Origin of the sequence: Streptococcus sp. 2_1_36FAA, assembly GCF_000161955.2 — a bacterium.
Classification (GTDB): Bacteria; Bacillota; Bacilli; order Lactobacillales; family Streptococcaceae; genus Streptococcus; species Streptococcus gordonii.
In genome coordinates this window covers 314,921-339,260 of record NZ_KI391974.1, presented here as the reverse complement: position 1 = coordinate 339,260, position 24,340 = coordinate 314,921, and the positions used below count along the sequence as shown (strand labels likewise).

General features: G+C 43.1%; 20 protein-coding genes. 18 read left to right on the top strand and 2 right to left on the bottom strand.

Annotation, left to right across the window (positions count from 1 at the left end; genetic code table 11):
* Positions 1 to 3,262, top strand: a 3,262-nt coding sequence (locus HMPREF0847_RS04075; RefSeq protein WP_020992660.1) for an LPXTG cell wall anchor domain-containing protein, incomplete at its 5' end; no start/stop codon positions are given.
* A 79-nt stretch (positions 3,263 to 3,341) separates the two neighbouring features.
* Here HMPREF0847_RS04075 and fbpA read toward each other — a convergent pair.
* Complete coding sequence (fbpA, locus tag HMPREF0847_RS04070; protein WP_008808925.1) at positions 3,342 to 4,994, bottom strand: Rqc2 family fibronectin-binding protein FbpA; 1,653 nt, start codon at positions 4,992 to 4,994, stop codon at positions 3,342 to 3,344.
* 560 nt (positions 4,995 to 5,554) lie between these two features.
* Here fbpA and trpX point away from each other — a divergent pair.
* The 9 genes from trpX (at position 5,555) to HMPREF0847_RS04025 (ending at position 15,541) form a co-directional block, all read left to right on the top strand.
* Positions 5,555 to 6,559, top strand: coding sequence for a tryptophan ABC transporter substrate-binding protein (gene trpX / locus HMPREF0847_RS04065; RefSeq protein ID WP_008808924.1), 1,005 nt, complete (start codon positions 5,555 to 5,557; stop codon positions 6,557 to 6,559).
* Positions 6,560 to 6,625: 66 nt separating this feature from the next.
* Complete coding sequence (locus HMPREF0847_RS04060; RefSeq protein ID WP_008808923.1) at positions 6,626 to 7,492, top strand: ABC transporter permease; 867 nt, start codon at positions 6,626 to 6,628, stop codon at positions 7,490 to 7,492.
* The gene (locus tag HMPREF0847_RS04055) at positions 7,489 to 8,247 is read left to right on the top strand and encodes an ABC transporter ATP-binding protein (protein WP_008808922.1); all 759 of its coding nucleotides are present in this window, start codon (positions 7,489 to 7,491) and stop codon (positions 8,245 to 8,247) included. Before HMPREF0847_RS04060 ends, HMPREF0847_RS04055 begins: the two co-directional genes overlap by 4 nt.
* A gap of 942 nt (positions 8,248 to 9,189) precedes the next feature.
* Positions 9,190 to 10,239 carry a phenylalanine--tRNA ligase subunit alpha gene (gene pheS, locus HMPREF0847_RS04050; protein ID WP_002904274.1) on the top strand — a complete coding sequence of 350 codons (1,050 nt, stop codon included), beginning with the start codon at positions 9,190 to 9,192 and terminating at the stop codon, positions 10,237 to 10,239.
* Between the two features lie 45 nt (positions 10,240 to 10,284).
* Positions 10,285 to 10,794: a GNAT family N-acetyltransferase gene (locus HMPREF0847_RS04045; protein ID WP_008808921.1), complete on the top strand. Its 510-nt coding sequence runs from the start codon at positions 10,285 to 10,287 to the stop codon at positions 10,792 to 10,794.
* 249 nt (positions 10,795 to 11,043) lie between these two features.
* Entirely contained in the window at positions 11,044 to 13,449 is a 2,406-nt protein-coding gene (pheT, locus tag HMPREF0847_RS04040) for a phenylalanine--tRNA ligase subunit beta (protein ID WP_008808920.1), read from the top strand.
* Between the two features lie 116 nt (positions 13,450 to 13,565).
* Positions 13,566 to 14,279 (top strand): hypothetical protein, encoded by a 714-nt coding sequence (locus HMPREF0847_RS04035; RefSeq protein WP_008808919.1) that lies wholly within the window; start codon positions 13,566 to 13,568, stop codon positions 14,277 to 14,279.
* 151 nt (positions 14,280 to 14,430) lie between these two features.
* Positions 14,431 to 14,823 (top strand): YbgA family protein, encoded by a 393-nt coding sequence (locus tag HMPREF0847_RS04030; protein ID WP_008808918.1) that lies wholly within the window; start codon positions 14,431 to 14,433, stop codon positions 14,821 to 14,823.
* A gap of 259 nt (positions 14,824 to 15,082) precedes the next feature.
* On the top strand, positions 15,083 to 15,541 hold the full coding sequence (locus HMPREF0847_RS04025; protein WP_008808917.1) for an SP_0198 family lipoprotein: 459 nt from the start codon (positions 15,083 to 15,085) through the stop codon (positions 15,539 to 15,541).
* 272 nt (positions 15,542 to 15,813) lie between these two features.
* Here HMPREF0847_RS04025 and HMPREF0847_RS04020 read toward each other — a convergent pair whose 3' ends face one another.
* A complete protein-coding gene (locus HMPREF0847_RS04020; protein ID WP_008808916.1) occupies positions 15,814 to 16,536 on the bottom strand; it encodes a hypothetical protein in 723 nt (240 codons plus the stop codon).
* Between the two features lie 109 nt (positions 16,537 to 16,645).
* Here HMPREF0847_RS04020 and HMPREF0847_RS04015 point away from each other — a divergent pair, with 109 nt between their 5' ends.
* The 8 genes from HMPREF0847_RS04015 to HMPREF0847_RS03980 all read left to right on the top strand — a co-directional run.
* Positions 16,646 to 17,254, top strand: coding sequence for a TetR/AcrR family transcriptional regulator (locus HMPREF0847_RS04015; RefSeq protein ID WP_008808915.1), 609 nt, complete (start codon positions 16,646 to 16,648; stop codon positions 17,252 to 17,254).
* Positions 17,255 to 17,322: 68 nt separating this feature from the next.
* The gene (locus HMPREF0847_RS04010) at positions 17,323 to 18,384 is read left to right on the top strand and encodes an ABC transporter permease (RefSeq protein WP_008808914.1); all 1,062 of its coding nucleotides are present in this window, start codon (positions 17,323 to 17,325) and stop codon (positions 18,382 to 18,384) included.
* The gene (locus HMPREF0847_RS04005; RefSeq protein ID WP_008808913.1) at positions 18,385 to 19,050 is read left to right on the top strand and encodes an ABC transporter ATP-binding protein; all 666 of its coding nucleotides are present in this window, start codon (positions 18,385 to 18,387) and stop codon (positions 19,048 to 19,050) included.
* 359 nt (positions 19,051 to 19,409) lie between these two features.
* Positions 19,410 to 19,688, top strand: coding sequence for a hypothetical protein (locus HMPREF0847_RS11420; protein WP_227955389.1), 279 nt, complete (start codon positions 19,410 to 19,412; stop codon positions 19,686 to 19,688).
* A 230-nt stretch (positions 19,689 to 19,918) separates the two neighbouring features.
* On the top strand, positions 19,919 to 21,814 hold the full coding sequence (locus tag HMPREF0847_RS03995; protein ID WP_008808911.1) for an ABC-F family ATP-binding cassette domain-containing protein: 1,896 nt from the start codon (positions 19,919 to 19,921) through the stop codon (positions 21,812 to 21,814).
* 45 nt (positions 21,815 to 21,859) lie between these two features.
* Positions 21,860 to 22,216 (top strand): hypothetical protein, encoded by a 357-nt coding sequence (locus HMPREF0847_RS03990; RefSeq protein ID WP_008808910.1) that lies wholly within the window; start codon positions 21,860 to 21,862, stop codon positions 22,214 to 22,216.
* A 4-nt stretch (positions 22,217 to 22,220) separates the two neighbouring features.
* Positions 22,221 to 23,084, top strand: a complete 864-nt coding sequence (locus HMPREF0847_RS03985) for an Rgg family transcriptional regulator (protein WP_008808909.1) — start codon at positions 22,221 to 22,223, stop codon at positions 23,082 to 23,084.
* 78 nt (positions 23,085 to 23,162) lie between these two features.
* Positions 23,163 to 24,340: MFS transporter (locus tag HMPREF0847_RS03980; RefSeq protein WP_020992658.1), on the top strand; the 1,178-nt coding region annotated here is incomplete at its 3' end.

Here is a 24,340-nt window from a genome sequence, read left to right as displayed (position 1 = left end):
TAAGGTAACTCCTACAGGAACCGGCGCAACCAGCACAGGTCCGCAGGGTGTTCCACAAACAGGTACCCCAACCTTCCAAGGTGGTGATCCACTGGTTCCAATCGATGAAACAGTTGAGCCAACCTTCGAAGATGGAAGCAAAGAGAAATCTATTCCAGGTCAAGGGACTTACACGATTGCACCAGACGGAACTGTAACTTTCACTCCAGACAAACAGTTTGTCGGAAACCCAGATCCAGTCACAGTCAAACGTGTGGATAAGAATGGCACCCCAGTTACTGCGACATACAGCCCAGAGTTTACTAAGGTAACTCCAACGAGCACTAACGCAACCAGCACAGGTCCGCAGGGTGTTCCACAAACAGGTACCCCAACCTTCCAAGGTGGCGACCCACTGGTTCCAATTGATGAAACAGTCGAGCCAACCTTCGAAGATGGAAGCAAAGAGAAATCTATTCCAGGTCAAGGGACTTACACGATTGCACCAGACGGAACTGTAACTTTCACTCCAGACAAACAGTTTGTCGGAAACCCAGATCCAGTCACAGTCAAACGTGTGGATAAGAATGGCACCCCAGTTACTGCGACATACAGCCCAGAGTTTACTAAGGTAACTCCAACGAGCACTAACGCAACCAGCACAGGTCCGCAGGGTGTTCCACAAACAGGTACCCCAACCTTCCAAGGTGGCGACCCACTGGTTCCAATTGATGAAACAGTCGAGCCAACCTTCGAAGATGGAAGCAAAGAGAAGACCATTCCAGGTCAAGGAACTTACACGATTGCGCCAGACGGAACTGTAACTTTCACTCCAGACAAGCAGTTTGTCGGAAACCCAGATCCAGTCACAGTTAAACGCGTGGATAAGAACGGCACTCCAGTCACTGCAACTTACAGTCCAGAGTTTACTAAGGTAACACCAACTGGTACGGGCGATAAGACAGAAGGACTTCAAGGTCAGGTCCAAGAAGGTAAAGTGACCTTCACTACAGGCCATGACTCTGTTCCATTCCCAGCGGATTCGACTCCACTATTTGACAATGGGACAGCTGTGAAGGAAGTTCCAAATGTTGGTAAGTTCGAGGTGAACGCAGATGGTAAGGTGACCTTCACTCCAGACAAACAGTTCAAGGGTGAAACACCAGAACTTGAATTGACTCGTGTGGATGCCAACGGCACTCCTGTTACTGTCAAGTACCAAGCAGTGGTGAAAGAAGTGGTTCCAACCAGCACTAACGCAACTAGCACAGGCCCTCAAGGCCTTCCACAAACAGGTACTCCAACCTTCCAAGGTGGTGATCCACTGGTTCCAATTGATGAAACAGTTGAACCAACCTTCGAAGATGGAAGCAAGGAAAAAGTGATTCCAGGTCAAGGAACTTACACGATTGCACCAGATGGAACTGTAACCTTCACTCCAGATAAGCAGTTTGTAGGGAAACCAGATCCAATCACCGTGAAACGTGTGGATAAGAATGGTACTCCAGTCACTGCAACTTACAGTCCAGAATTCACTAAGGTCACTCCTACAGGAACTGGTGCAACCAGCACAGGTCCTCAAGGACTTCCGCAAACTGGTACTCCAACCTTCCAAGGTGGCGATCTACTGGTTCCAATTGATGAAACAGTTGAACCAACCTTCGAAGATGGAAGTAAAGAGAAGACCATTCCAGGTCAAGGAACTTACACCATTGCGCCAGATGGAACAGTAACCTTCACACCAGACAAGCAGTTCGTTGGTAAACCAGATCCAATCACCGTGAAACGTGTGGATAAGAATGGCACTTCAGTCACTGCAACTTACAGTCCAGAATTCACTAAGGTCACTCCTACAGGAACTGGTGCAACTAGCACAGGCCCTCAAGGCCTTCCACAAACAGGTACCCCAACCTTCCAAGGTGGTGACCCATTGGTTCCAATCGATGAAACAGTTGAACCAACCTTCGAAGATGGAAGCAAAGAGAAATCTATTCCAGGCCAAGGAACTTACACGATTGCACCAGATGGAACAGTAACCTTCACTCCAGACAAGCAGTTCGTTGGTAAACCAGATCCAATCACCGTGAAACGTGTGGATAAGAATGGCACTCCAGTGACTGCGACTTACAGTCCAGAATTTACGAAAGTAACACCAATTGGTAAGGATGCTTCCTCTGAAAATATTAAGGGACTTGTACAAACAGGTACTCCAACCTTCCAAGGTGGCGATCCACGGGTTCCAATTGATGAAACTGTAGCACCAACCTTTGAAGATGGCTCAACTAAAAAAGTGATTCCAGGTGAAGGAACCTATACCATCTCACCAGATGGCACAGTAACCTTTACTCCAGAAGCTGATTTTGTAGGAAAAGGAACCGGCGTAACAATTGTTCGTAAGGATAAGAACGGTACCTCAGTTACTGCAAGCTATCGTCCAACAGTTGTAGATCCGTCTACTGGACAGGATACAACCTCAACAGGAGCTAAAGGCCAAACGCAAGTGGCAACCCCAGCGTTTGAAGGACATATCGATAGTACAGTTCCACCAACCTTTGAGGACGGCAGCACGACACTGGTTGTTCCAGGAGAAGGAAGCTATACAATTGATAAAGGTGGTAAGATTACCTTTACTCCAGAACCAGACTTTGTTGGTACAGCCAAAGGAGTGGTTGTAAAACGTTTGGATATTTATGGCAACGTTGTTACAGCGCAGTATACACCAACGGTCATCGGCCAAACACGAGTAGAAGATGTAACCTCAGATGGACTCAAGGGTCAAACACAGACTGGTAAACCAATCTTTGAAGGTGATGTAGACTTAACAGTAGCACCAACCTTTGAGGACGGCTCAACTGAAAAAGTTGTTCCAGGAGAAGGCACTTATACCATCTCGCCAGACGGTGTTGTAACTTTTGTTCCAGAGCCAAACTTTGTTGGTACAGCTAAAGGAGTCGTTGTAATCCGTAAGGATCGCAATGGTCAAACAATTTCTGCAAGCTACACACCGAGAGTGACAGAAATTCCGGTCGTTCCAAACAGACCAAGTACTCCAGAACAGCCAAAGGTTCCAGTAATTCCAGCTGAACCTGCGGTAGCAGTTCAAACACCAGAAGCTGAAGAGAGAGTAGAACCTGTTTATGTCGATCCAAAAGATGAAAAAGCGGTTCTTCCAAGAACAGGAAGTCAGACAAGTGATCAGACTGCTTCAGGCCTCTTAGCAGCCATTGCCAGCTTAACATTCTTTGGTTTAGCAAATCGGAAGAAGAAATCTGAAGAAGATTAAGAGAGAGATTACTGTCTTTCCATTCGACAGATTGAGTTAAGTTTAAAAGCGATTCGGAATATCCGAATCGCTTTTTTAGTTATTGAATTTTCATACTCATGATTTTGTCTGCGTCAGGTGTGACGCGAAGGGTTTTCTGTCCTGTATAAGTTACAAATCCAGGCTTTCCACCAGTGGGCTTATTTAGCTTTTTAACCTCAATCATGTCCACTTGAACTAGGTTTGAGAGTCGAGCCTTGGAGAAGTAGGCTGCTAGCTCGGCAGCATCTGTCTTAACCTCATCGCTAGGCTGAAGATTTCCTGTGATGACCACATGACTACCTGGAATATCCTTGGCGTGAAACCAAAGCTCGTCCTTCTTGGCCATCTTAAACGTCAGCTCATCATTTTGTAGATTGTTGCGGCCAACAAGGATAATAGTTTTGCCATCTGTTGCCAAATATTTCTCTGGTTTCTGCCTTTTATGGATCTTCTCTCTCTGGCGCCGGCGGATAAAGCCAGTCTGGATTAGTTCCTCCCGAATTTCTGCGATTTCAGTCAGACTGGCCTGAGCAAGGGCTGTTTCCACGCTCTCTAGGTAGAGAATCGTAGTCCGCGTCTCCTCAATCAAGCTAGTCAGGTGTTTGACGGCTTCTTTGAGCTTCTGGTAACGTTTGAAATAGCGCTGGGCATTTTGGTTGGGGGTTAGGGCCTTGTCAAGCGAGATGATAATCTTCTCACCTGTGTAGTAATTGTCCAGCTCCACCTGATTTTGGTCGTTAGGTACCTGATGGAGAAAGGTGGTCAAAAGCTCCCCTTTTTGGCGGAATTCTTCTGCATTCTCCGTTGCTAGGAGCTCTTCCTCTTGCTTGCCCAACTTTTTCCGGTTCTTTTCCAACTCATTTTCTACTCGGCGGATGAGTTCGCTGGCCTGTTGGTTAACTCGATCTCGCTCAGCCTTGTCCTTATAGAAAGTGTCCAAAAGCTCGGATAGTGTGGACATTTGGGTCTTGCTGTCGGAAAATAGCAGAGCAGAGAAGGATTTTTCGGTCAGGCTAGGCTGAGTCGGACTGGCAAAAAATGCACGAAAAGTTTTGAGTCTATCAGTTGTCAGACAACCACTGAGTTCGGTAGCCGTATCTCGACCCAATCCTTGAAAAATCTGCTGCAGGCGTTTGGGCTCTATTTCCTCAGTCTGCAGGATTTCAAAGAGCTTTTCATCGCCCACAGTGAAAGGATTGAGACTGCCTGTCTGAGGCGGTGCGACATAAGTTGAGCCAGGTAAAATTGTTCGATAGCTATTTTGCGAAAATCCGACATGTTTGATGGCTTCAATAATCTTACCGCTAGCCTTGTCCAAGAGAATGATGTTGCTGTGCTTGCCCATGATTTCAATAACCAGAGTCACAGCCACGCTATCGCCGATTTCGTTCTTATTGGAGACGCTGATTTCTAAAATTCGGTCATTCTCAACTTGCTGGATTGCTTCAATGACAGCACCCTGCAGGTATTTGCGCATCACCATGATAAAGGTATTGGGAACTGCTGGATTTTCAAACGTAGTATCTGTTAATTGGACGCGCCCAAAGACAGAGTGGGCTGATAGGAGCAGCTTGTGGCTTTGGCGGTTGCTGCGAATCTGTAAAACCAGCTCCTGTTCAAAGGGCTGATTAATCTTCTGAATGCGGCCGCCCAGCAATTCGTGGCGGAGCTCCTCAGTCATGTGGTGTAAAAAAAATCCGTCGAAAGACATGCTTATCTCCTTGAAAGTTACTATAGAAAATTATAACAAAAAACCAAGGTAAAAGCTCCTAATGAGATATCAAATTATTCGAGGTTTAATCGAAAATGGACTAGACAATAAAAATCCGAACATTTTACAAAAATTGTAAAAAAAGCCTTGACATATTATTAGGAAAAACTTACAATATAGGAAATTAGAAAAGTAGTAAATGAATTTGTTTTTAGCGAGCTTGTGGGTGGTGAAAACAAGTAGCAAATCTTTGCGAAATTGGGCTAATGATTAGAGAGTCTTTTAGTAATTTACTGATAGACTAGAATAAATGAATTCGAAACAATAAGAATTCGGTTGGCACACCTTACAGTGCAACTTGTTGGTAGACAAGGCAGAGATATGGGAGAATGCTATCTATTTTTCCATAATTGAGGTGGCACCGCGATTTACGCCCTCACACAGAATACCTGTGTGAGGTTTTTTGTTGGAAAAAAGAGAAGGAGAGTTGCCCATGTTTAAACGATGGCGTCCCTAGGGATTGAAATCTAAAAGCTTAAAAATAGAAATGGAGAAAAAATATGAAGAATAAACGTTTACTCGCTGTTTTAGCAGTTTTAATAGTCTTGGTTGGAGGATCTTTGATCTATTCAAGTTTGAATAAAGGTGGTGGGTCAAAGTCTACTACAGATAAGAAAACAGTCAAAGTCGGAGTCTTACAGTATGTTAGCCATCCTTCACTTGATTTAATCTATAAAGGGATTCAAGACGGATTAGCTGAAGAAGGTTACAAGGCCGATGATATTAAAATTGATTTTATGAATGCTGAGGGTGATCAGAGTAAGGTTGCTACCATGAGCAAGCAGCTGGTGTCCAATGACAATGATGTGCTGATTGGGATTGCAACTCCTTCAGCTCAAGGATTGGCTGCAGCTACTAAGGACAAGCCAATCGTTATGGGAGCTATCACTGATCCAGTCGGAGCTAATCTAGTAAAAAATCTTGAAAAACCAGGTGGAAATATCACTGGTGTTTCTGACCACAATCCAGCCAAACAACAGCTAGAGTTGATTAAAAAATTGACGCCAAATGTGAAAACTATCGGTGCCCTCTATTCTAGCAGTGAAGATAACTCTAAAACTCAGGTGGAAGAGTTCAAAAAATTGGCCGAAGAGGCAGGTTACAAGGTAGAGGAATACTCTGTTCCATCAACCAATGAAATTGCTTCAACCATGAATGTCATGACTGGAAAGGTTGATGCTATCTGGATTCCGATTGATAATACCATCGCATCAGCGTTTGCGACTGTAGTATCTAGCAATAAAGACGCTAAAAAACCTATCTATCCAAGTGCGACTGCTATGGTAGAAGAAGGTGGACTAGCATCAGTTGTTGTTGATCAACATGACCTTGGAGTTGCAACAGGAAAAATGGCTGCTAAAATCTTGAAAGGCGCAAAACCAGAAGAAACAGCAGTTGAAATTTTTAACAAAGGTAAGTCAGTCATCAATAAGAAGAATGCCAAAGAACTTGGAATTACTGTACCAGAAGATGCCCTCAAAGAAGCTGGACAAGTGATTGAATAAGGAAGGAGACTTAAAAACTCAAGCCTTAATTTAGTGGCAAGTTTTAATACAAAGTTAGGATAGAATATGATTATTTCGATTATTTCACAAGGTCTTTTCTGGTCTATCTTGGGCCTAGGAATCTTTATGACCTTTAGGATTTTGAATTTTCCAGATATGACGACAGAAGGCAGCTTTCCTCTGGGAGGAGCTGTCGCTGTCACCTTGATTACTAAGGGAGTCAATCCACTGTTGGCGACCATGATTGCCATTCTAGCTGGATGTTTAGCTGGTTTTGCAACGGGTTTGCTTTATACCAAAGGAAAAATTCCGACTCTGTTGTCTGGGATTTTGGTTATGACCTCATGCCATTCCTTAATCCTTATGATCATGGGAAGAGCCAATCTGGGGCTACTAGGGGCAAAAAAGATTCAAGACTTTCTTCCTTTTTCAGAGGAAATGAATCAAATCTTTCTAGGCCTAATTTTTGTAGCTCTGGTAATTCTAGCTTTGCTTTTCTTTCTTGATACCAAGCTAGGCCAGGCCTACATTGCTACTGGGGACAATCCTGATATGGCCAGAAGTTTTGGGATTAATACTGGTCGGATGGAGCTGATGGGCTTGGTGCTGTCCAATGGAGTGATTGCCCTAGCTGGAGCTTTGATTGCCCAGCAAGAAGGTTATGCGGATGCTTCAAGAGGGATTGGAGTCATTGTTATCGGTTTGGCCAGCTTAATCATTGGAGAGGTTCTCTTTAAGAGTCTTACTTTGGCTGAAAGACTGATGACGATTGTGGTAGGTGCGATTGCTTATCAATTTCTGATTTGGGCGGTTATCGCTTTAGGCTTTAATACAAGCTACCTACGCCTCTACAGTGCGGTGATTTTGGCAATCTGCCTCATGATTCCCACGCTTAAAAATAAATTCTTTAAAGGAGTCACATTAAGCAAATGACAGTCATTGTAGAATTAAAAAATGCCACAAAAGTTGTAAATAATGGTTTAGATGAAGAAAAAGTCATTTTGAATGATGTGTCTCTCCAAATCCATGAGCATGACTTTATTACTATTCTAGGTGGAAATGGAGCCGGAAAATCAACCCTTTTTAACGTAATTGCTGGGACCTTACCTTTAACCAGTGGTAGTATCCATATCTTGGGTGAAGATGTGACTCATTACTCACCAGAAAAACGAGCAAAATACCTTTCTCGAGTTTTTCAAGATCCAAAGATGGGGACAGCGCCTCGTATGACAGTTGCTGAAAATCTCTTGATCGCAAAATTTCGAGGAGAGAGAAGAGGTCTTTTTCCTCGCCGATTGAACCATTATAAAGAAGAATTCCAAGCGACTATTGATAAAATTGGCAATGGTCTGGAAAAGCATTTGGATACAGCAATTGAGTTCCTATCAGGTGGTCAAAGACAGGCCCTAAGTCTTTTAATGGCAACGCTCAAACGTCCTGAACTTTTGCTACTAGATGAGCATACAGCAGCTTTGGATCCCAAGACTAGCGTGGCTTTAATGGAGTTAACAGATGATTTTGTTCAAAAGGACCGTCTGACTGCTCTCATGATAACACATCATATGGAAGATGCACTTAAGTACGGCAATCGCTTGATTGTTATGAAGGATGGTCAGATTATTCAGGATCTCAAGCAAGAAGAAAAAGCTCAAATGACTATTTCAGATTATTATAGTTTATTTGAATAGAAACAAAGCTAATAAGGAGCTTTAAATGGCTGTCCTATTGGCTTTTTTTATTTCTTTGTTTTGCAAAAAAATATTATAAAAAAACAATGTAAACGCTTGCTTTTTCAAAGATAAAGGAGTACACTAATAGTAGATAAAGATAGGTGGGAAATTAAGGATTTTGATATTCTTCTTTCCTTCTTTAAACGTTTCGTTCCTTTGATAAGGGATGCATGGCTTAGCAAATAGAAAGGACTGATTCCAATGGGTTTCAGAAATTCAAATCTGTTTTAAGTTATCTATATTTTAGCTTATGTCCTTGTTTACTGATTTGTTGTTCGTCTTAGTTGGAGGTATTGTTAAAAAATATCTGAACCGAATTATCTCTTGTGACGATTGTAGATTGTTGCTATGGAAAATAAGAGTTTAAAATGAGAAAAAAACTTCAGTGAGCGACAATGAAGAGAGAAGCTTTTCAATGGTTTTCGGACTTCGAATAATACAATCGTCATTGCTTTTGTACGATAAAATATATTTTCTTATTAGATCGATATAAAAGAAAATCATTCTTTAGGGCTATAAAAGATTGAATCAATCATTAAGTAAGTTGTTTGTCTGTAGCTTTTAGCTACTCAAGTTGCTTCGTTAGTAATCAGTAAACAAGACGCACTCCTGGCTATTCCGTTTTAAATGGACGCCAGGAGCTTTTTATTTTTGTTGCCAAAATAGGGTAAATTTGCTAGAATATTAAGTAACTGAATAGCAATCCGCAAGACCAGTAACCTAGGGGAAGTTTAACAGGGAGGGGAGCCATCGACTGAAAGCTCTCTAGATGAAAGCTAGGCGAATTCACTTGCTCTGGGATTGATAAGTAAGGTCTGGCTTGCCAGATAAAAAACGGATGGTACCGCGTGTCAACGCTCCGCTTATGGAGATTGGCGCGCTTTTTATTTTGGAGGGAAAATGACGAAAACGATTGAAGAACAACTGAAAAGCCTGCGTGAAGAGACTCTAGCTTCTCTCAAGCAGCTTAAGGCGGAGAATCAAAAAGAACTGCAAGATTTGCGTGTAGCTGTATTGGGTAAAAAGGGTTCGCTGACTGAAGTCCTGAAAGGGATGAAAGATATCTCAGCTGAAATGCGACCGATTATCGGGAAGCACGTCAATGAAGCGCGAGACATTCTGACAGCAGCCTTTGAAAAGACTGCACAAGAGATGGAAGAGCAATTAGTCGCTCTGAAACTGGCTGAGGAGTCCTTAGACGTGACCTTACCAGGCCGTCAAATTCCGGTAGGGAACCGTCATATTCTTAGTCAGACTAGTGAAGAAATTGAAGATATTTTCATCGGGATGGGCTATCAGGTCGTGGACGGCTTTGAAGTGGAGAAGGACTATTACAACTTTGAGCGGATGAATCTGCCTAAGGACCACCCAGCACGGGATATGCAGGACACTTTCTACATTACAGAGGAAATCCTACTCAGAACTCATACGAGTCCGGTACAGGCGCGAGCTATGGATGCCCATGACTTTTCTAAAGGACCGCTCAAGATGATTTCACCAGGGCGTGTCTTCCGTCGGGATACCGATGATGCGACTCACTCCCACCAGTTCCATCAGATTGAAGGCTTGGTAGTTGGGGAAAATATTTCCATGGCCAACCTGCAAGGAACACTGCAGCTGATTGTACAGAAGATGTTTGGCCAAGACCGCAGTATCCGTCTGCGTCCGTCGTACTTCCCATTCACAGAGCCGTCTGTTGAAGTGGATGTTTCCTGCTTCAAGTGTGGCGGTGCTGGCTGTAATGTCTGCAAGAAGACCGGCTGGATTGAGATTATGGGAGCTGGTATGGTGCATCCGCGTGTGTTGGAAATGAGCGGTATTGATGCAGAGAAATACTCTGGATTTGCCTTTGGTCTTGGTCAAGAACGGGTAGCTATGCTCCGCTACGGTATCAACGATATTCGTGGCTTCTACCAAGGAGATATTCGTTTTTCTCAGCAGTTTAAGTAGAAACCTGTATTCATAGATACAGCTTTTCTGAGAAAGGAGTGCAGTATGCTAGTCAGAGTCAAAAAAGAAGAAGTGAGCCTCCTTCGGGAGTTGGAGGTCGCGACCTATCAAGAAACCTTTGGTCCATTTATCAAGGAGGCTGATATGGCTCATTATTTTGACAATGAGCTGTCGCTTGCAACTATCGAAAAGGAACTGTCAGATCCTGAGTCAGAGACCTATTTTGTTGTCAAAGATGATAAAATTGCTGGTTTTCTCAAGTTTAACTGGGGACAGGCTCAAACGGAGCACGAACTGCCACAAGCCTTTGAAGTTCAGCGAATCTATGTCTTGAAAGCCTATCATGGTCAAGGTTTGGGCAAGGAAATGTTTGAATTTGCCTTAGATGAAGCCGAGAAACGAGGCTTTGACTGGGTCTGGCTGGGCGTCTGGGAGAAGAACTTTAGAGCCCAAGATTTTTACTTCAAATATGGCTTTGAAAAATTCAGTCAGCATGACTATATCACAGGCGAGACAGTGGACACAGACTGGCTACTGCGCAAGAAATTGAAATAAAAAAGAAAATTTAAAGAGAGGAAATGATACGACCTAAAAGCTTTAAATTTAGATGATTTGTCTCTGAAATCAGGATTTCAGAGACAAATCCCTAAATTTTGGCAAGTCGAGTTCCTCAGCGATAGAATTAGAGAAAGGAATTGAACCCGGGCTAAAAACTCGGAAAAAAGATAGACTTGCGATCATTCATCGAATGCTTAGCAAATCTCCTATTTTTCAGTCGTTTTTGACGCCCTTGGTATCTTAAATATGCTAGTAAGTTATAAGTGGTTAAAAGAGTTAGTAGACATTGATGTGGCGAGCGCTGAGCTGGCTGAGAAAATGTCAACGACAGGAATTGAAGTGGAAGGTGTGACATCACCAGCTGCTGGCTTGTCAAAAATTGTTGTTGGTGAGGTAATATCGTGTGAGAATGTTCCTGATACTCACCTGCATGTCTGTCAAGTCAATGTCGGAGAAGAGGAGAACCGTCAGATTGTCTGTGGTGCTCCAAATGTTCGCGCCGGCATCAAGGTCATGGTGGCTCTGCCGGGTGCTCGCATTGCCGACAATTATAAGATTAAAAAAGGAAAAATCCGTGGCTTGGAGTCACTGGGCATGATTTGCTCTCTGGGTGAGCTGGGCATTTCTGATTCTGTCGTGCCAAAGGAATTTGCGGATGGCATTCAAATCCTGCCTGAAGAAGCAGTGCCAGGTGAGGAAGTCTTCTCTTATCTAGACTTGGACGATGAGATTATCGAACTTTCCATCACACCAAATCGGGCTGATGCTCTGTCTATGCGTGGGGTGGCTCATGAAGTGGCTGCGATTTATGACAAGTCAGTACAGTTCAAAGATTTTCCGCTGGTGGAAAATGAAAAGCAGGCAGCTGACAGCCTTTCAGTAGCCCTTGAGACAGAGAAAGCCCCTTACTACGCGGCTCGTATCTTGGAAAATGTCACTATTGCCCCAAGCCCTCAGTGGCTGCAAAATCTCCTCATGAACGAAGGAATCCGTCCGATTAACAATGTAGTGGACGTGACCAACTACATCCTGCTCTACTTTGGTCAGCCTATGCATGCCTTTGATCTGGATACGTTTGAGGGTGACCAGATCGTTGTGCGGGAAGCGCGTGCTGGTGAAAAACTGGTGACGCTGGATGGCGAAGAGCGCGAGCTGGAAGTCAGCGATTTAGTCATTACTGTGGCAGATAAGCCAGTGGCTTTGGCTGGTGTCATGGGCGGAGCAACGACTGAAATTTCCGGTAAGTCCACTCGTGTTGTTCTAGAGGCAGCAGTCTTTGATGGGAAATCAATCCGCAAGACCAGCGGTCGCCTTAACCTGCGCTCAGAATCATCTTCCCGCTTTGAAAAAGGCATCAATGTGGCAACTGTCAATGAAGGTTTGGACGCAGCAGCAAGTATGATTGCGAACTTGGCAGGAGCGACTGTTCAGGCTGGTATCGTATCAGCTGGTAGTTTAGATACTAGCGATGTAGAAGTGGTGTCTAGTCTAGCGGATGTCAACCGTGTGCTGGGAACAGACTTGCTTTATACAGATATTGAGGATGTTTTCCGTAGACTTGGCTTTGGCTTATCAGGAAATGCTGAACAGTTCACTGTCAGTGTCCCTCGTCGTCGCTGGGATATTTCAATCGAAGCAGACCTCTATGAAGAAATTGCCCGCATTTACGGTTATGACAAATTGCCAGCTAGCCTGCCAAAAGATGACGGGACTGCTGGTGAATTGACTGCGACGCAGCAACTGCGCCGTCAAGTGCGGACTTTAGCAGAGGGAGCTGGACTGACAGAAATCATTACCTATGCTTTGACAACGCCAGAAAAGGCGGTTGAGTTCACTCTCAATCCTAGCAACTTGACTGAGCTTATGTGGCCGATGACAGTGGAGCGTTCTGTTCTTCGTCAGAACATGGTTTCTGGCATTTTGGACTCTCTAGCCTACAATGTAGCTCGTAAAAATAAGAATCTAGCCCTCTATGAGATTGGAAAGGTCTTTGAGCAGACTGGCAATCCTAAGGAAGACCTGCCAAATGAAATCAATAGCTTTGCCTTTGCTTTGACAGGTCTGGTTAATGAAAAAGACTTCCAGACCAAGCCAGTAGCAGTTGATTTCTTCTATGCTAAGGGTGTAGTGGAAGCACTCTTTGCTAAGTTGGGCTTGGCAGCTGAATACGTGGCTAGCAACCAGATTAAGAGCCTGCATCCTGGTCGGACTGCTTTAATCTCTATCAATGGCCAGCCTGTCGGTTTTGTTGGCCAAGTCCATCCTGCGACATCCAAGGCTTACGATATTCCTGAAACTTATGTTGCTGAGCTCAACCTGTCTGCCATCGAAGAGCAGCTCCAACCAGCACAGCCATTTACAGAAATCACTAAATTCCCAGCTGTCAGCCGTGATGTGGCACTATTGCTCAAGGCTGAAATCACTCACCAAGAGGTCCTTGATGCCATCCAAGCAGCTGGTATCAAGCGCTTGACCGATATTAAACTCTTTGATATCTTCTCTGGTGACAAGCTGGGTGTTGGCCTCAAATCTATGGCTTACAGCCTGACTTTCCAAAATCCAGAAGCTAGCCTGACTGACGAAGAAGTGGCTAAATACATGGAAAAAATCGAAAAATCTCTGATCGAAAAACTCGGCGCAGAGGTGCGTTAGAAGAGTCGAAAAAAGCAGTCTTTACATGCTGTTTTTTTTAATTGCTAAAAGAAGCTTTATAAAAGGCTTGATTTATGGTATTCTAGTCATATTAAAATTTATTAAAGAGGTGTCTGATGCAGTATAAGAGAAGTTATGCAGGTGAAATTGTTGGTATTATCTTGATTACTATTTTTGCAATCTTTGCTGTATGGTCAAATTCGTCTTCTACCTTTAGTGCAAGTAACTCTAAAGATCCTGAAGTGAGTTTTGACGCCAAGATGGATGAATACAAACTAGAAGAAAGACCGATAACTATCCGAGATGCAGAACTAATGTTTGGTTCAGAAGATGGTCCCAAAGATGAGACTCCAGAGAAAAAAGAAGCCAGGCTCCAAAGCGTTGTAGATACTTATAATAATCAATTAAAGAAAGAACAGGATAAGATAAAAAGGGAAAAAGAAGAGGAAAAGAAAAGAGATGACGATTTTGCTACAACTGTCTTGATTGGTTCAGCAGTTGGGGTTTCTTTATTGTTGATTTCTATTTTTATAAAGTCTAAACAACCTCCAGCAATGACAATCTCAGAAGGGAGACTGGATATTAAATCTTCGATTTTCCAAGATATGAATGAACTTGATCTGGACAATGTCAAGAAGATTGAATATAAAATCAAAACCTATAGTTCTGATGATATGCAGAAAACAAATCGTATGCTTTACTTTTATGATCAGAATGGTAGTTCTCTAGACTCCATTGACTTAAATAACTTATCTGGTGCTGATTTTAATGATATTTACAAGGAAATTAGTCGTCAGGCACCTCATATCGAATGGATTTTTCCAGAATAAAAGAAAGACTAGCAAATCATCCTTCTTTTCCAATCATGTTGAGTTTTGTGGTTGGGCTTATATTTTGAAAATCTGAGAATTAGGATATGTGACTAATGATTTGAATGATGATGAAGGAATTCAATATTAAGGATTGGCAGGAAAAGTAAGTATGAAAGATTTAAACCAAATGTCTCTGTGTCAGACTCTTTGGGCTCGGAATAAATATCTAGTCCTCAGTCATTCCAGTAATATCTATCTGGAAATTCGTCAATATTTAAAAAGTGAATCGGTAGAAGTAGCTCATGTTCAAGCCTTGATTGACCAAGCTGTTACCCTACCAGAAAATCGAGGTCAGGTCTGCAATGCCTTTCAGCATATCTGGGGCTATTTTAAGAAGAAAGCCAGCCCAGCTGAAAAAGATAATTTTATGCTACTCTTGCTTCGTTACCAATCCGGTCAGGCTGAGCAGAAAGATTTGGTTACAGCAGTTAAAGACCTGCTCCTCAAGTACCCCAACCCATATTTGCAAAAATCGACTCTCTTATTTCAGAATGAGGAATGATGCCTTGCTATCAAGGAGACATCGTATACCTGTTCTGCTAGTGGCTTAGTGATTACATATGATAAGAACAATAATCTATATCCTCAGTCAAATTAGACTGGGGATTTTTCTTATGTTTAAAAGAAAAGATCTAGATCTGATTGATTGCATCAGTAATATAGAATTCTTAATAGAAAACAAAATTCTTTCTCTTGACAAATAAAACAGACAAGTGTAGAACATAAGTATAAACTACAAATGTAGAAAAGGAGGAATCGATATGTCTATTCCGAAGAAAACAATTTTAGCAATTGTATCCCTTACAGCAGCTGTTCTCTTGACAGCTTGCTCAGGAAATAACAACCAAGGGACCAATGCTAACTCTCAATCTCAAGATGTCAAAAGTCAAAGTTCCCAATCAGCATCTAGTTCTAATACAGAATCTTCTTCTAGTCAAGCTAACTCTTCTAAGTCTACCCAAACTTCGAATCTAGATGGTAGTTATAAGGCAACTGACCATGATGGGGATCAACACCTTCTTCAAATTAATGGGGCCTCTGGGACATGGACGGAGACAGAGGTAGATGGAAGTAAGGAAATCAAGCAAGTCCAGGTTGATGCAACTAATCAGCGTTTGATTGTTGGTGACGATGTTAAAACTTATCAACAAAATGGCAATCAGTTAATTGTCAGCGAACCTGATGACGATCCAGATACTCTAAACTTTACAAAACAGTAAGTTAGGCAACAACCTGCAGTAGAAAAAAACGGATCTCAGGATAATTGCAAAGTGACATAAAAATAGTAGTTACAACCTATTGGAGTTGTTGAAAAATTTGTACTGAGGTGGACAACTGTTAAACTTGAAGATCTTGCTATTGATTCATTTACTCATGGGTAAGAGCAAGACCACTAAGTCCATGATTGTCTTTGATTAAGTCTAGATGAAAACAGCCTAACTGCTGTCTCTTTAAGATTGCAGTAGGCTGTTTTTGTGTGGAAGGAAATTCATTATTTTTGTTCCCTACACCAGGCTATCCACCTTGACCATTCGGCAGCTAGATGGAACTGGTGTTCTTTGACAAGGCTGTCTGGACAAAGGCTAGGGAATTCTATGCAGAATCGGACTTCTAAGCCTTTTTCTGTGTCGCGAAACTGATGGCGAATACCACCGACATTGCAACCGTTCGCTAGTCTGGCGACACCGACAGATTGGAAGGGATAAGACGCATCACGAGGTTCCTCTATCTCAGCCTCACCACCAAGATCAAGAAAAAACTGTGTCGGCAGGGGGCTGTTTCCTGCTGTTTCAATGACTTCAAGTATGTCGCCGCGCCGCTGCAAGGCATAATGGTCTGGACAGGCACCAAGATTGGCTCTTTTATGAGCATCTGTATTTTCTAACATCAACTTTTCTAGCCTTTTACTGAAAGAAGCGGCAGTCAGTACACTTGCAAAAATCGTTACAACAGCTCTTTTTCGTGGTTTCTTTGACCATTTTGCTGCCAATTTCATCAAATATTGACTCCATTTGAGTTTGGTTCCGATTTTTTGGATTAGCTCTTCGTATGTCAGCTTCATTTTTGCTTCCAGTAGAGCTTGGTCTAAAATCTCCGTGTTGTCAGTATTAGGCAGCTGTAGATTAAGCATCTTAGCTGCTTTAAGGATTCTATGCTTCCGCCATTGCTCGATTCTTTCTTGACTGACTTCTTTTTGATTGATCATAATCTTCATCTTTTAATCCTCTTGTTCTTGTCTTCTGCTTATATTTATTATATAGTGGGAGCTGGATGGTATACAAGCATCAATTTTAGAGAGACTGTTGCATTTTGAGGTGAATGGCATGTATGAGAAAAAAAGAAGAGAGACAGAAAAGCGGATAGAGACTAGCTTGCTGCAGCTGATGAAAGAGCAGACTTTTGAGACAATCAGCATTCGCCAATTGATTGATTTGGCAGAGGTGAATCGCAGTACTTTTTATCGGCATTATCTGGACAAGTATGATCTGCTAGAGAAGATTGAAAACCGCTTGCTAGATGATTTACAGGCCTATTATCAAGATGCTCTAGATTCTTCCTGCTTGTTCAAGTTAGAAAAGGAATTTAAAGTGGAAGACTATATCCATGATAAACAAAATCTTTTTCATTTTTTTGAGCCTTACTTGGAAGATTTGGCCATTCTTTTGGGACCAAATGGCAGTTCAACTAGTTCGTGGCGCTTGCAGGAAGTTTTGAGAGAGATTTTCTCGCAGAGTATTTCCTTGGGTGATCCACTTTTAGAGGAGGTAGAAGCGGATTTACTGCTGAATCATCAGGCTGCTTCCTTTATGGGAACCTTGACTTACTGGTTGGCTCATCCTCATTATAAGTCTCAGCAAATGAGTGATTTTCATACTAAGGTGACTACTGTCGGTCTAGCAGGCTTTGTTAGAGAGCACATGCAGGGGGATTGACAGGATAGTTTTTCCAGCTTGCTTTTTGTATGGTATAATAGTCTCGAATATCTCAAAGGAGGACAGCTTTGTTTTTAGCTTTTAAAGAGATTGTCTACAGTCGCGGACGCTATCGTTTAGTGGTTGCTGTGGTCTTTCTCATTACCTATATGGTTTTCTTTTTATCTAGTCTCTCAGTTGGTCTGGCTCGGCTTAATCGCTTGGCAATAGATCAGTGGGGAGCGCAGTCAGTTGTTTTATCTGAGTATGCCAATAAGAATCTGGTTTCGTCGACTCTCAAGGAAGAAGAGTACAGCCGCCTGCTTCAAGGTGACTTAATAGCAGCTTTGGGACAGATGGCAGTAGTGGCCAATCATGAAGATGGGAAAGAAAAAATTAATGCCCAAGTCTTTGGTCTGTCATGGAATAGTTTTTTAGCTCCAAAACTGAGTGAGGGGAGATCAGCTGATAATGCTTATGAAATCATTGCTGACAAGCGCCTACAGCAAAAAGGTGTAAAAATAGGCGACCAGCTTCAGCTCAATGGTAGTGAACGCCTCTATCAGGTTGTTGGTTTTACAGAGGATAATAGCTTCTTTACGCAACCTGTAATTTTTATGACTCTAGATGATTTCAGGGAATTAAAGTACGGCTCTAGTCAGGTTAAGAATATCAGCGCACTTGTAGTAAAAGATGATCAGAAGATTGAAGAAGCTGGCCTGAGTCAACTCTCTATGAGGGAGTTGATAGAAAATATTCCAGGTTATCAGGCTCAGGTACTGACCTTTTCCTTCATGATTGGGGCCATGGTTCTGATTACATTTTTGGTATTGGGAATTTTCATGTACATCATTACCATACAAAAGACGCATCTTTATGGTATTATGCGTGCCCAAGGAATTGCCAGTAGAAAGATTATTGCTTCTATTTTCTGGCAGATTTTCATCCTGTCTTGTCTGGGAATAAGTCTAGCTGTTTTGTTGCTTTTAGGAACCCAGTTAGTATTGCCGGCTTCTGTGCCATTTTACAGTGATTGGCGAGCTTATGGAGGACTGATTGCCTTGATTGTTCTCATGTCACTTGCGGGTGGGCTCTTGTCCATTCGTCGGGTTCTAAAAATTGACCCTATCACAGCAATAGGAGGTGAGTAAATGCCAATCTTAGAATTAAAAGGGGTTACCAAAGAATACGGCCAGGGGCATACACTGGTTCAAGCCCTGAAACCAACTGATTTCCAACTGGAAGCGGGGCAGTTTGTAGCTATTATTGGGCCATCAGGATCGGGTAAAACAACCTTTCTGACCTTGCTGGGGCATTTACAAACGCCTTCAAAAGGACAGATTCTCCTGCATGGGAAAGATACTTCCCAGCTCAAGGAAAAGGAACGTGCTGCTCTGCGTTTCAATGATTTCGGCTTTATTTTGCAGGCTTCCAATCTCATACCTTTTTTGAAAATTGAGGACCAGTTCCAGCTGATTGACCGCTTATCTAAAAAGGAAAGAACAGAACTAGACAGTCTGATTGAGCTGCTAGATCTAAAAGGAACTCTCAAGCAGTATCCGAAAGAATTGTCTGGCGGGGAACGGCAGAGAGCTGCTATCGCTAGAGCGCTTTACAATAGCCCAGATATCATCTTGGCTGATGAGCCGACAGCTAGTCTGGATACAGAACGGGCTAAGCGCGTGGTTCATTTGCTCAAAGAGGTGACCCAGAAATTCCAGAAGAGTGTGGTCATGATTACTCATGATACCCGCCTGCTGGACGAAGTAGATAAGGTCTATGAGATGCAAGACGGAGTGCTGACTCAAGTTCGATAAAGCTTTAAAAAGCTTGTGCGATCTATTAAACCCATTTATAGGCAACCTGTTTTTCGTTGACAGGCTTGTCTTTTTTTGAATAAAATAATCATAAATGGCAACCGTTTTGATGGGTAGCTTTTTGAATTTGTTACGCTGCAATATGAGAAATACTCATTAGAAATCTTGCAACGGAAATCATAAGTAAAGCAGTTTGTTTTGCTATTTAGATGAAGAAATGGGATTAATAAGGTTTAATAAAAAATATAGCTAGTTTTGACTAATCCCTGGAAGATGAGTTACTGTTACTTTTATTCTTCAAAAAACTAGAAAGGAACACGATGTAAAAGAAAGCTAAGCTTACACTATTTCTTTTATTCTTGGCAATGATTGCTCTTTCAGTTTTTCTCTATTTTTTCAGGCGCATTTACTGGAAATACGATGATCAGTGGATTATAGGTAAAAGAGAATGGGAGATAGTGGAGCGTTATGGTGAATTTGATTATGAAACGAAACCCGGCGCCCGAAAGGGATATTATATAGGACAAGAAAAGAATGTTTTTGAAACTCATGGTAAAAAGTTGTATTATTTCATTCTTTTTGATAACAATAATAGAGCCAAAAAAGTCGTGATTGGGGGTCAGCCTGGTAAAGATTAAGTGATTGTAAAGGCAATATTGAAAGAGTTTCTTGCTTATTACTTTCGAAAGTTTATAGTGCATCTTGAAGCTTAATTGAAAGATCTAAGTTTTGAGATGTTTTTTTCTTCTACAAAGCCTTTTGTGACAGAGCTATGCGTTCAGAAAAATCTCTAGGATAATGAACCTGCTGAAACTTTTTTAAAATCTGGTAGATAGCAGGAGAGAAGCAAATCTGCTATAATGGTCTTATGATTATTTTACAAGCAAGCAAGATTGAGCGCTCTTTTGCAGGGGAGCTTCTTTTTGACAATATTAACCTGCAGGTGGATGAGGGCGATCGGATTGCCCTAGTCGGTAAAAATGGAGCTGGGAAGTCAACCCTGCTCAAGATTTTAGTGGGCGAGGAAGAGCCTACTTCTGGTCAGATCAATAAAAAACGAGACCTGTCCCTGTCCTATCTGGCTCAGGACAGCCGCTTTGAGTCGGAGAATACTATCTACGACGAGATGCTGCTGGTCTTTGATAGTCTGCGCCAGCAAGAGAAGCGCTTGCGGCAGATGGAGCTGCAAATGGGAGAATTGTCGGGGGAAGCCCTGACTGCTCTCATGACCCAGTATGACCAGCTGTCAGAGGATTTTCGACAAAAGGGTGGTTTTACCTATGAGGCCGATATTAGAGCGATTTTAAATGGCTTCAAGTTTGACCAGTCCATGTGGCAGATGAAGATTTCTGAGCTTTCAGGCGGGCAGAACACCCGTCTAGCTCTGGCAAAGATGCTTTTGGAAAAGCCAGAACTTCTGGTCCTGGACGAGCCGACCAACCATTTGGATATTGAGACCATTGCCTGGCTAGAGACTTACTTAGTCAACTACAGCGGTGCCCTGATTATCGTCAGCCACGACCGCTATTTTCTGGACAAGGTAGCGACTGTGACCCTAGACTTGACCCGGCACAGTCTGGATCGCTATGTGGGCAATTACTCTAGCTTCGTGGTCCAGAAGGAGCAGAAGTTGGCCACTGAAGCCAAGAACTATGAAAAGCAGCAGAAAGAAATCGCTGCGCTGGAGGACTTTGTCAATCGCAATCTAGTTCGGGCTTCCACAACCAAGCGGGCTCAGTCCCGCCGCAAGCAGCTGGAAAAGATGGAGCGTTTGGACAGACCGGAGACTGGCGGCCGCTCGGCCAATATGACCTTCAAATCGGATAAGGTTTCGGGCAATGTTGTTCTGACCTTGGAAGATGCGGCTATTGGTTATGGCGAGGAAGTTCTGTCGGAGCCGATTAACCTTGATATTCGCAAGTTCAATGCGGTCGCTATTGTCGGGCCAAATGGGATTGGAAAGACGACCTTGATTAAATCACTAATCGGTCAAGTGCCCTTCATCAGAGGCAAAGAGCAGCTGGGAGCTAATGTGGAAGTGGGCTACTATGACCAGACCCAGAGCAAACTGACTTCCAGCAATACAGTTCTCGATGAGCTATGGAATGACTTCAAGCTGACGCCGGAGGTTGAGATTCGCAATCGCTTAGGCGCTTTCCTCTTTTCGGGAGACGATGTCAAGAAGTCTGTCGGCATGCTATCGGGTGGAGAGCGGGCGCGTCTTCTCTTAGCCAAGCTGTCCATGGAAAATAACAACTTCCTCATCCTCGACGAGCCGACCAACCATCTGGACATTGACAGCAAGGAAGTGCTGGAAAATGCCCTGATTGACTTTGACGGCACCCTGCTCTTTGTCAGCCATGACCGTTACTTTATCAATCGCGTGGCAACCCAGATCATCGAGCTTTCTGAGACAGGCTCCACCCTTTATCTGGGTGATTATGACTACTATCTGGAGAAAAAGGCAGAGCAGGAAGCCTTGCGTGAGGAGACGGCGCAGGCCGGTCCTGACAAGCCAGCACCTGCCAATGACTATCAGCTTCAAAAGGAAAACCAGAAAGAACAGCGCCGGCTGGCCCGTCGCCTAGAACAACTGGAAGCGCAAATCGAGGACTTGGACAGCCAGATCAGTCAGCTTCAGGAAGCCATGGAGGCCACCAACGACGCTGGCGAACTCATGGAGAGCCAGCAGCAAATCGACCAGCTGACTGCCGCCCAAGAAGAAGCCATGCTAGAATGGGAAGAACTGGCGGAGAAGGTCTAGTATTTTTAGGAGCAGTCAGTCCGCCCGCTTTGAAAGGAGTTACTGATGACGACAGAAAACGATTGGTTTATGCGGCAGATCAAGGGAGCGGCCAATATGCTTGGTTCGGCTCTGTGCCTAACAATCCAGCATTTGGATCTGGGGCAGTTTGAAGATGAGCATGGCCGGCAGCTTGATGGAGCTGATTATTTGCAAGAGCTGGTGGAAAGCGAGCATTTTGCAGAGGCAGCTGATTTCGTTCAGGCCCAGATGAAGCACCTGCCTTTCCATCAATATGAGATACTAGCGGACCAGTTCTTGCTTTATCTGGCCAGTCTGGAAGCCCCAGTAAAAGACCGGAATGGCTTGGATGAAACCTATTTACAGGATTTGGAAAAGCAACTGAAAGAATTTAAGTGGTAAACAAATGGAAAATTTAGGCAAAGTTTTTCGTGATTTTCGTTTAAATGGGCATTATTCTTTGAAGGAAGCAGCCGGTCAGGTTTGCTCGACCTCTCAGCTGTCTCGTTTTGAGCTGGGTGAGTCGGACATGACTCTCTCGAAATTTTTAGATCTCTTGGATAATATTCATGTGACTCTTGAAAATTTTATGGACAAGGCTCGGAATTTCCAGCAGCATGAGCACGTGGCCATGATGGGCAAGATTATCCCTCTTTACTACTCAAATGACATCAAGGGTTTTCAAGACTTGCAAGCAGAGCAGTTGAAAAAGGCCAAGGCCAGCAACGCTCCTCTTTACTATGAGCTGAATTGGATTTTGATGCAGGGCTTGATTTGTCAGCGAGACAGCCAGTTTCGTATGAGGCAAGAGGATTTAGATAAGGTGGCCGATTATCTCTTTCAAGTGGAAGATTGGACCATGTACGAGCTTATCCTCTTTGGCAATCTCTATAGTTTTTATGATGTGGACTATGTCTACCGTCTGGGCAAGGAAGTTATGGAGCGGGAGGACTACTACAAAGAAATCGGTCGCCATAAGAGACTAGTCTTGATTCTAGCTCTTAATTGCTACCAGCATTGTTTGGAAAGTCGTTCTTTTGATAAGGCTAGTTATTTTGAGGCTTACGTAGAGAAAATCATCGGCAAGGGCATCAAACTCTATGAACGTAATGTATTCCTCTATCTCAAAGGATTTGCGGCTTATCAGATGGGAGAGAAGAAGCAGGGAATCAAGCAAATGCAGGAAGCCATGCATATCTTTGAAGTGCTGGACCTACCTGAGCAAGTTGCTTATTATCAAGAGCATTTCGATAAGTTTGTGAAAGTATAATTTCCCAAATATGGGAAAAATAAAGAACCTCCCTCCATTCCTGATACAATAGTTTCAGAAACGGAAGGAGGTATTTTTATGAATCGACAGGCAGCACAGCTGATTACACGGGCTGCTATTAATAAAATTGGGAATATGCTTTATGACTATGGAAATAGCATCTGGCTTGCTTCTTTGGGAGCTCTGGGACAGACAGTATTGGGTATTTACCAGATATCGGAGCTAGTCACCTCCATCTTATTCAATCCTTTTGGTGGAGCCATTGCGGACCGCTTTTCCAGACGTAAGGTGCTGATGGTAACAGATTTGATTTGTGCCGGTCTTTGTTTGCTGATTTCTTTTATCTCTAATGACCAGCTCATGATTGGAGCGCTGATTTTTGCTAATGTGGTTCAGGCTATAGCCTTTGCTTTTTCTCGGCCAGCTAATAAGTCTTATATTACCGAAATTGTAGACAAAGAAGACATCGTGGCTTACAATTCTCATCTGGAATTGGCCTTGCAAGTTATCAGTGTCTCAGCCCCAGTTTTATCTTTTATCGTGATGCAGTATGCGAATCTGCGCATGACCCTTCAGCTGGATGCCCTTAGCTTCTTTCTGGCTTTTGCCTTGGTTTACTTTCTGCCCAATCATGAGCCAAGCAAGCAGAAGTTTCCCATCAATCTTGGAAATATCCTGAGAGATATCAAGGAAGGGCTAGTCTATATCCGTCAGCAAAAAGAAATCTTCTTTCTGCTCTTGGTAGCTTCGGCAGTCAATTTTTTCTTTGCGGCCTTTAATTATCTATTGCCTTTTACCAATCAGCTCTACGGTAAGACAGGCTCTTATGCGACCATTTTGAGTTTGGGTGCTGTAGGCTCAATCATTGGAGCCATTCTAGCCAGCAAGGTTAAGGCCAGTATGGGCAACTTACTTGTAGCCCTGCTATTGACAGGTGTTGGAGTCGCAGTCATGGGCGTCTCTACCTTGTTACCGGTTCATCCATATTTCTCCTATTCTGGTAATCTTATCTGCGAGCTATTTATGACTGTTTTCAACATTCATTTCTTCAGCCAGGTTCAGACCAAGGTGGACAAGCAGTACCTAGGAAGAGTTTTTTCGACTATCTACACGCTAGCAATTCTTTTCATGCCTCCTGCGACGTTTCTGATGACTCTGCTTCCAAGCGTCCACACTCTATCCTTTTTACTGATTGGCCTAGGGGTGATAGGACTAGCTTTTCTTTCCTATATCTATCAAAAAAGAATACAAAAACA

What these genes read in the sequence shown, in the direction of transcription:
- HMPREF0847_RS04055 (WP_008808922.1), top strand. Translation starts at nt 7,489, where the DNA reads ATGACAGTCATTGTAGAATTAAAAAATGCCACAAAAGTTGTAAATAAT.
- pheT (WP_008808920.1), top strand. Translation starts at nt 11,044, where the DNA reads ATGCTAGTAAGTTATAAGTGGTTAAAAGAGTTAGTAGACATTGATGTG.
- HMPREF0847_RS04045 (WP_008808921.1), top strand. Translation starts at nt 10,285, where the DNA reads ATGCTAGTCAGAGTCAAAAAAGAAGAAGTGAGCCTCCTTCGGGAGTTG.
- HMPREF0847_RS03995 (WP_008808911.1), top strand. Translation starts at nt 19,919, where the DNA reads ATGATTATTTTACAAGCAAGCAAGATTGAGCGCTCTTTTGCAGGGGAG.
- HMPREF0847_RS04005 (WP_008808913.1), top strand. Translation starts at nt 18,385, where the DNA reads ATGCCAATCTTAGAATTAAAAGGGGTTACCAAAGAATACGGCCAGGGG.
- HMPREF0847_RS04015 (WP_008808915.1), top strand. Translation starts at nt 16,646, where the DNA reads ATGTATGAGAAAAAAAGAAGAGAGACAGAAAAGCGGATAGAGACTAGC.
- trpX (WP_008808924.1), top strand. Translation starts at nt 5,555, where the DNA reads ATGAAGAATAAACGTTTACTCGCTGTTTTAGCAGTTTTAATAGTCTTG.
- HMPREF0847_RS04020 (WP_008808916.1), bottom strand. Translation starts at nt 16,536, where the DNA reads ATGAAGATTATGATCAATCAAAAAGAAGTCAGTCAAGAAAGAATCGAG.
- HMPREF0847_RS03985 (WP_008808909.1), top strand. Translation starts at nt 22,221, where the DNA reads ATGGAAAATTTAGGCAAAGTTTTTCGTGATTTTCGTTTAAATGGGCAT.
- HMPREF0847_RS04060 (WP_008808923.1), top strand. Translation starts at nt 6,626, where the DNA reads ATGATTATTTCGATTATTTCACAAGGTCTTTTCTGGTCTATCTTGGGC.
- HMPREF0847_RS04025 (WP_008808917.1), top strand. Translation starts at nt 15,083, where the DNA reads ATGTCTATTCCGAAGAAAACAATTTTAGCAATTGTATCCCTTACAGCA.
- pheS (WP_002904274.1), top strand. Translation starts at nt 9,190, where the DNA reads ATGACGAAAACGATTGAAGAACAACTGAAAAGCCTGCGTGAAGAGACT.
- HMPREF0847_RS04035 (WP_008808919.1), top strand. Translation starts at nt 13,566, where the DNA reads ATGCAGTATAAGAGAAGTTATGCAGGTGAAATTGTTGGTATTATCTTG.
- HMPREF0847_RS04030 (WP_008808918.1), top strand. Translation starts at nt 14,431, where the DNA reads ATGAAAGATTTAAACCAAATGTCTCTGTGTCAGACTCTTTGGGCTCGG.
- HMPREF0847_RS03990 (WP_008808910.1), top strand. Translation starts at nt 21,860, where the DNA reads ATGACGACAGAAAACGATTGGTTTATGCGGCAGATCAAGGGAGCGGCC.
- fbpA (WP_008808925.1), bottom strand. Translation starts at nt 4,994, where the DNA reads ATGTCTTTCGACGGATTTTTTTTACACCACATGACTGAGGAGCTCCGC.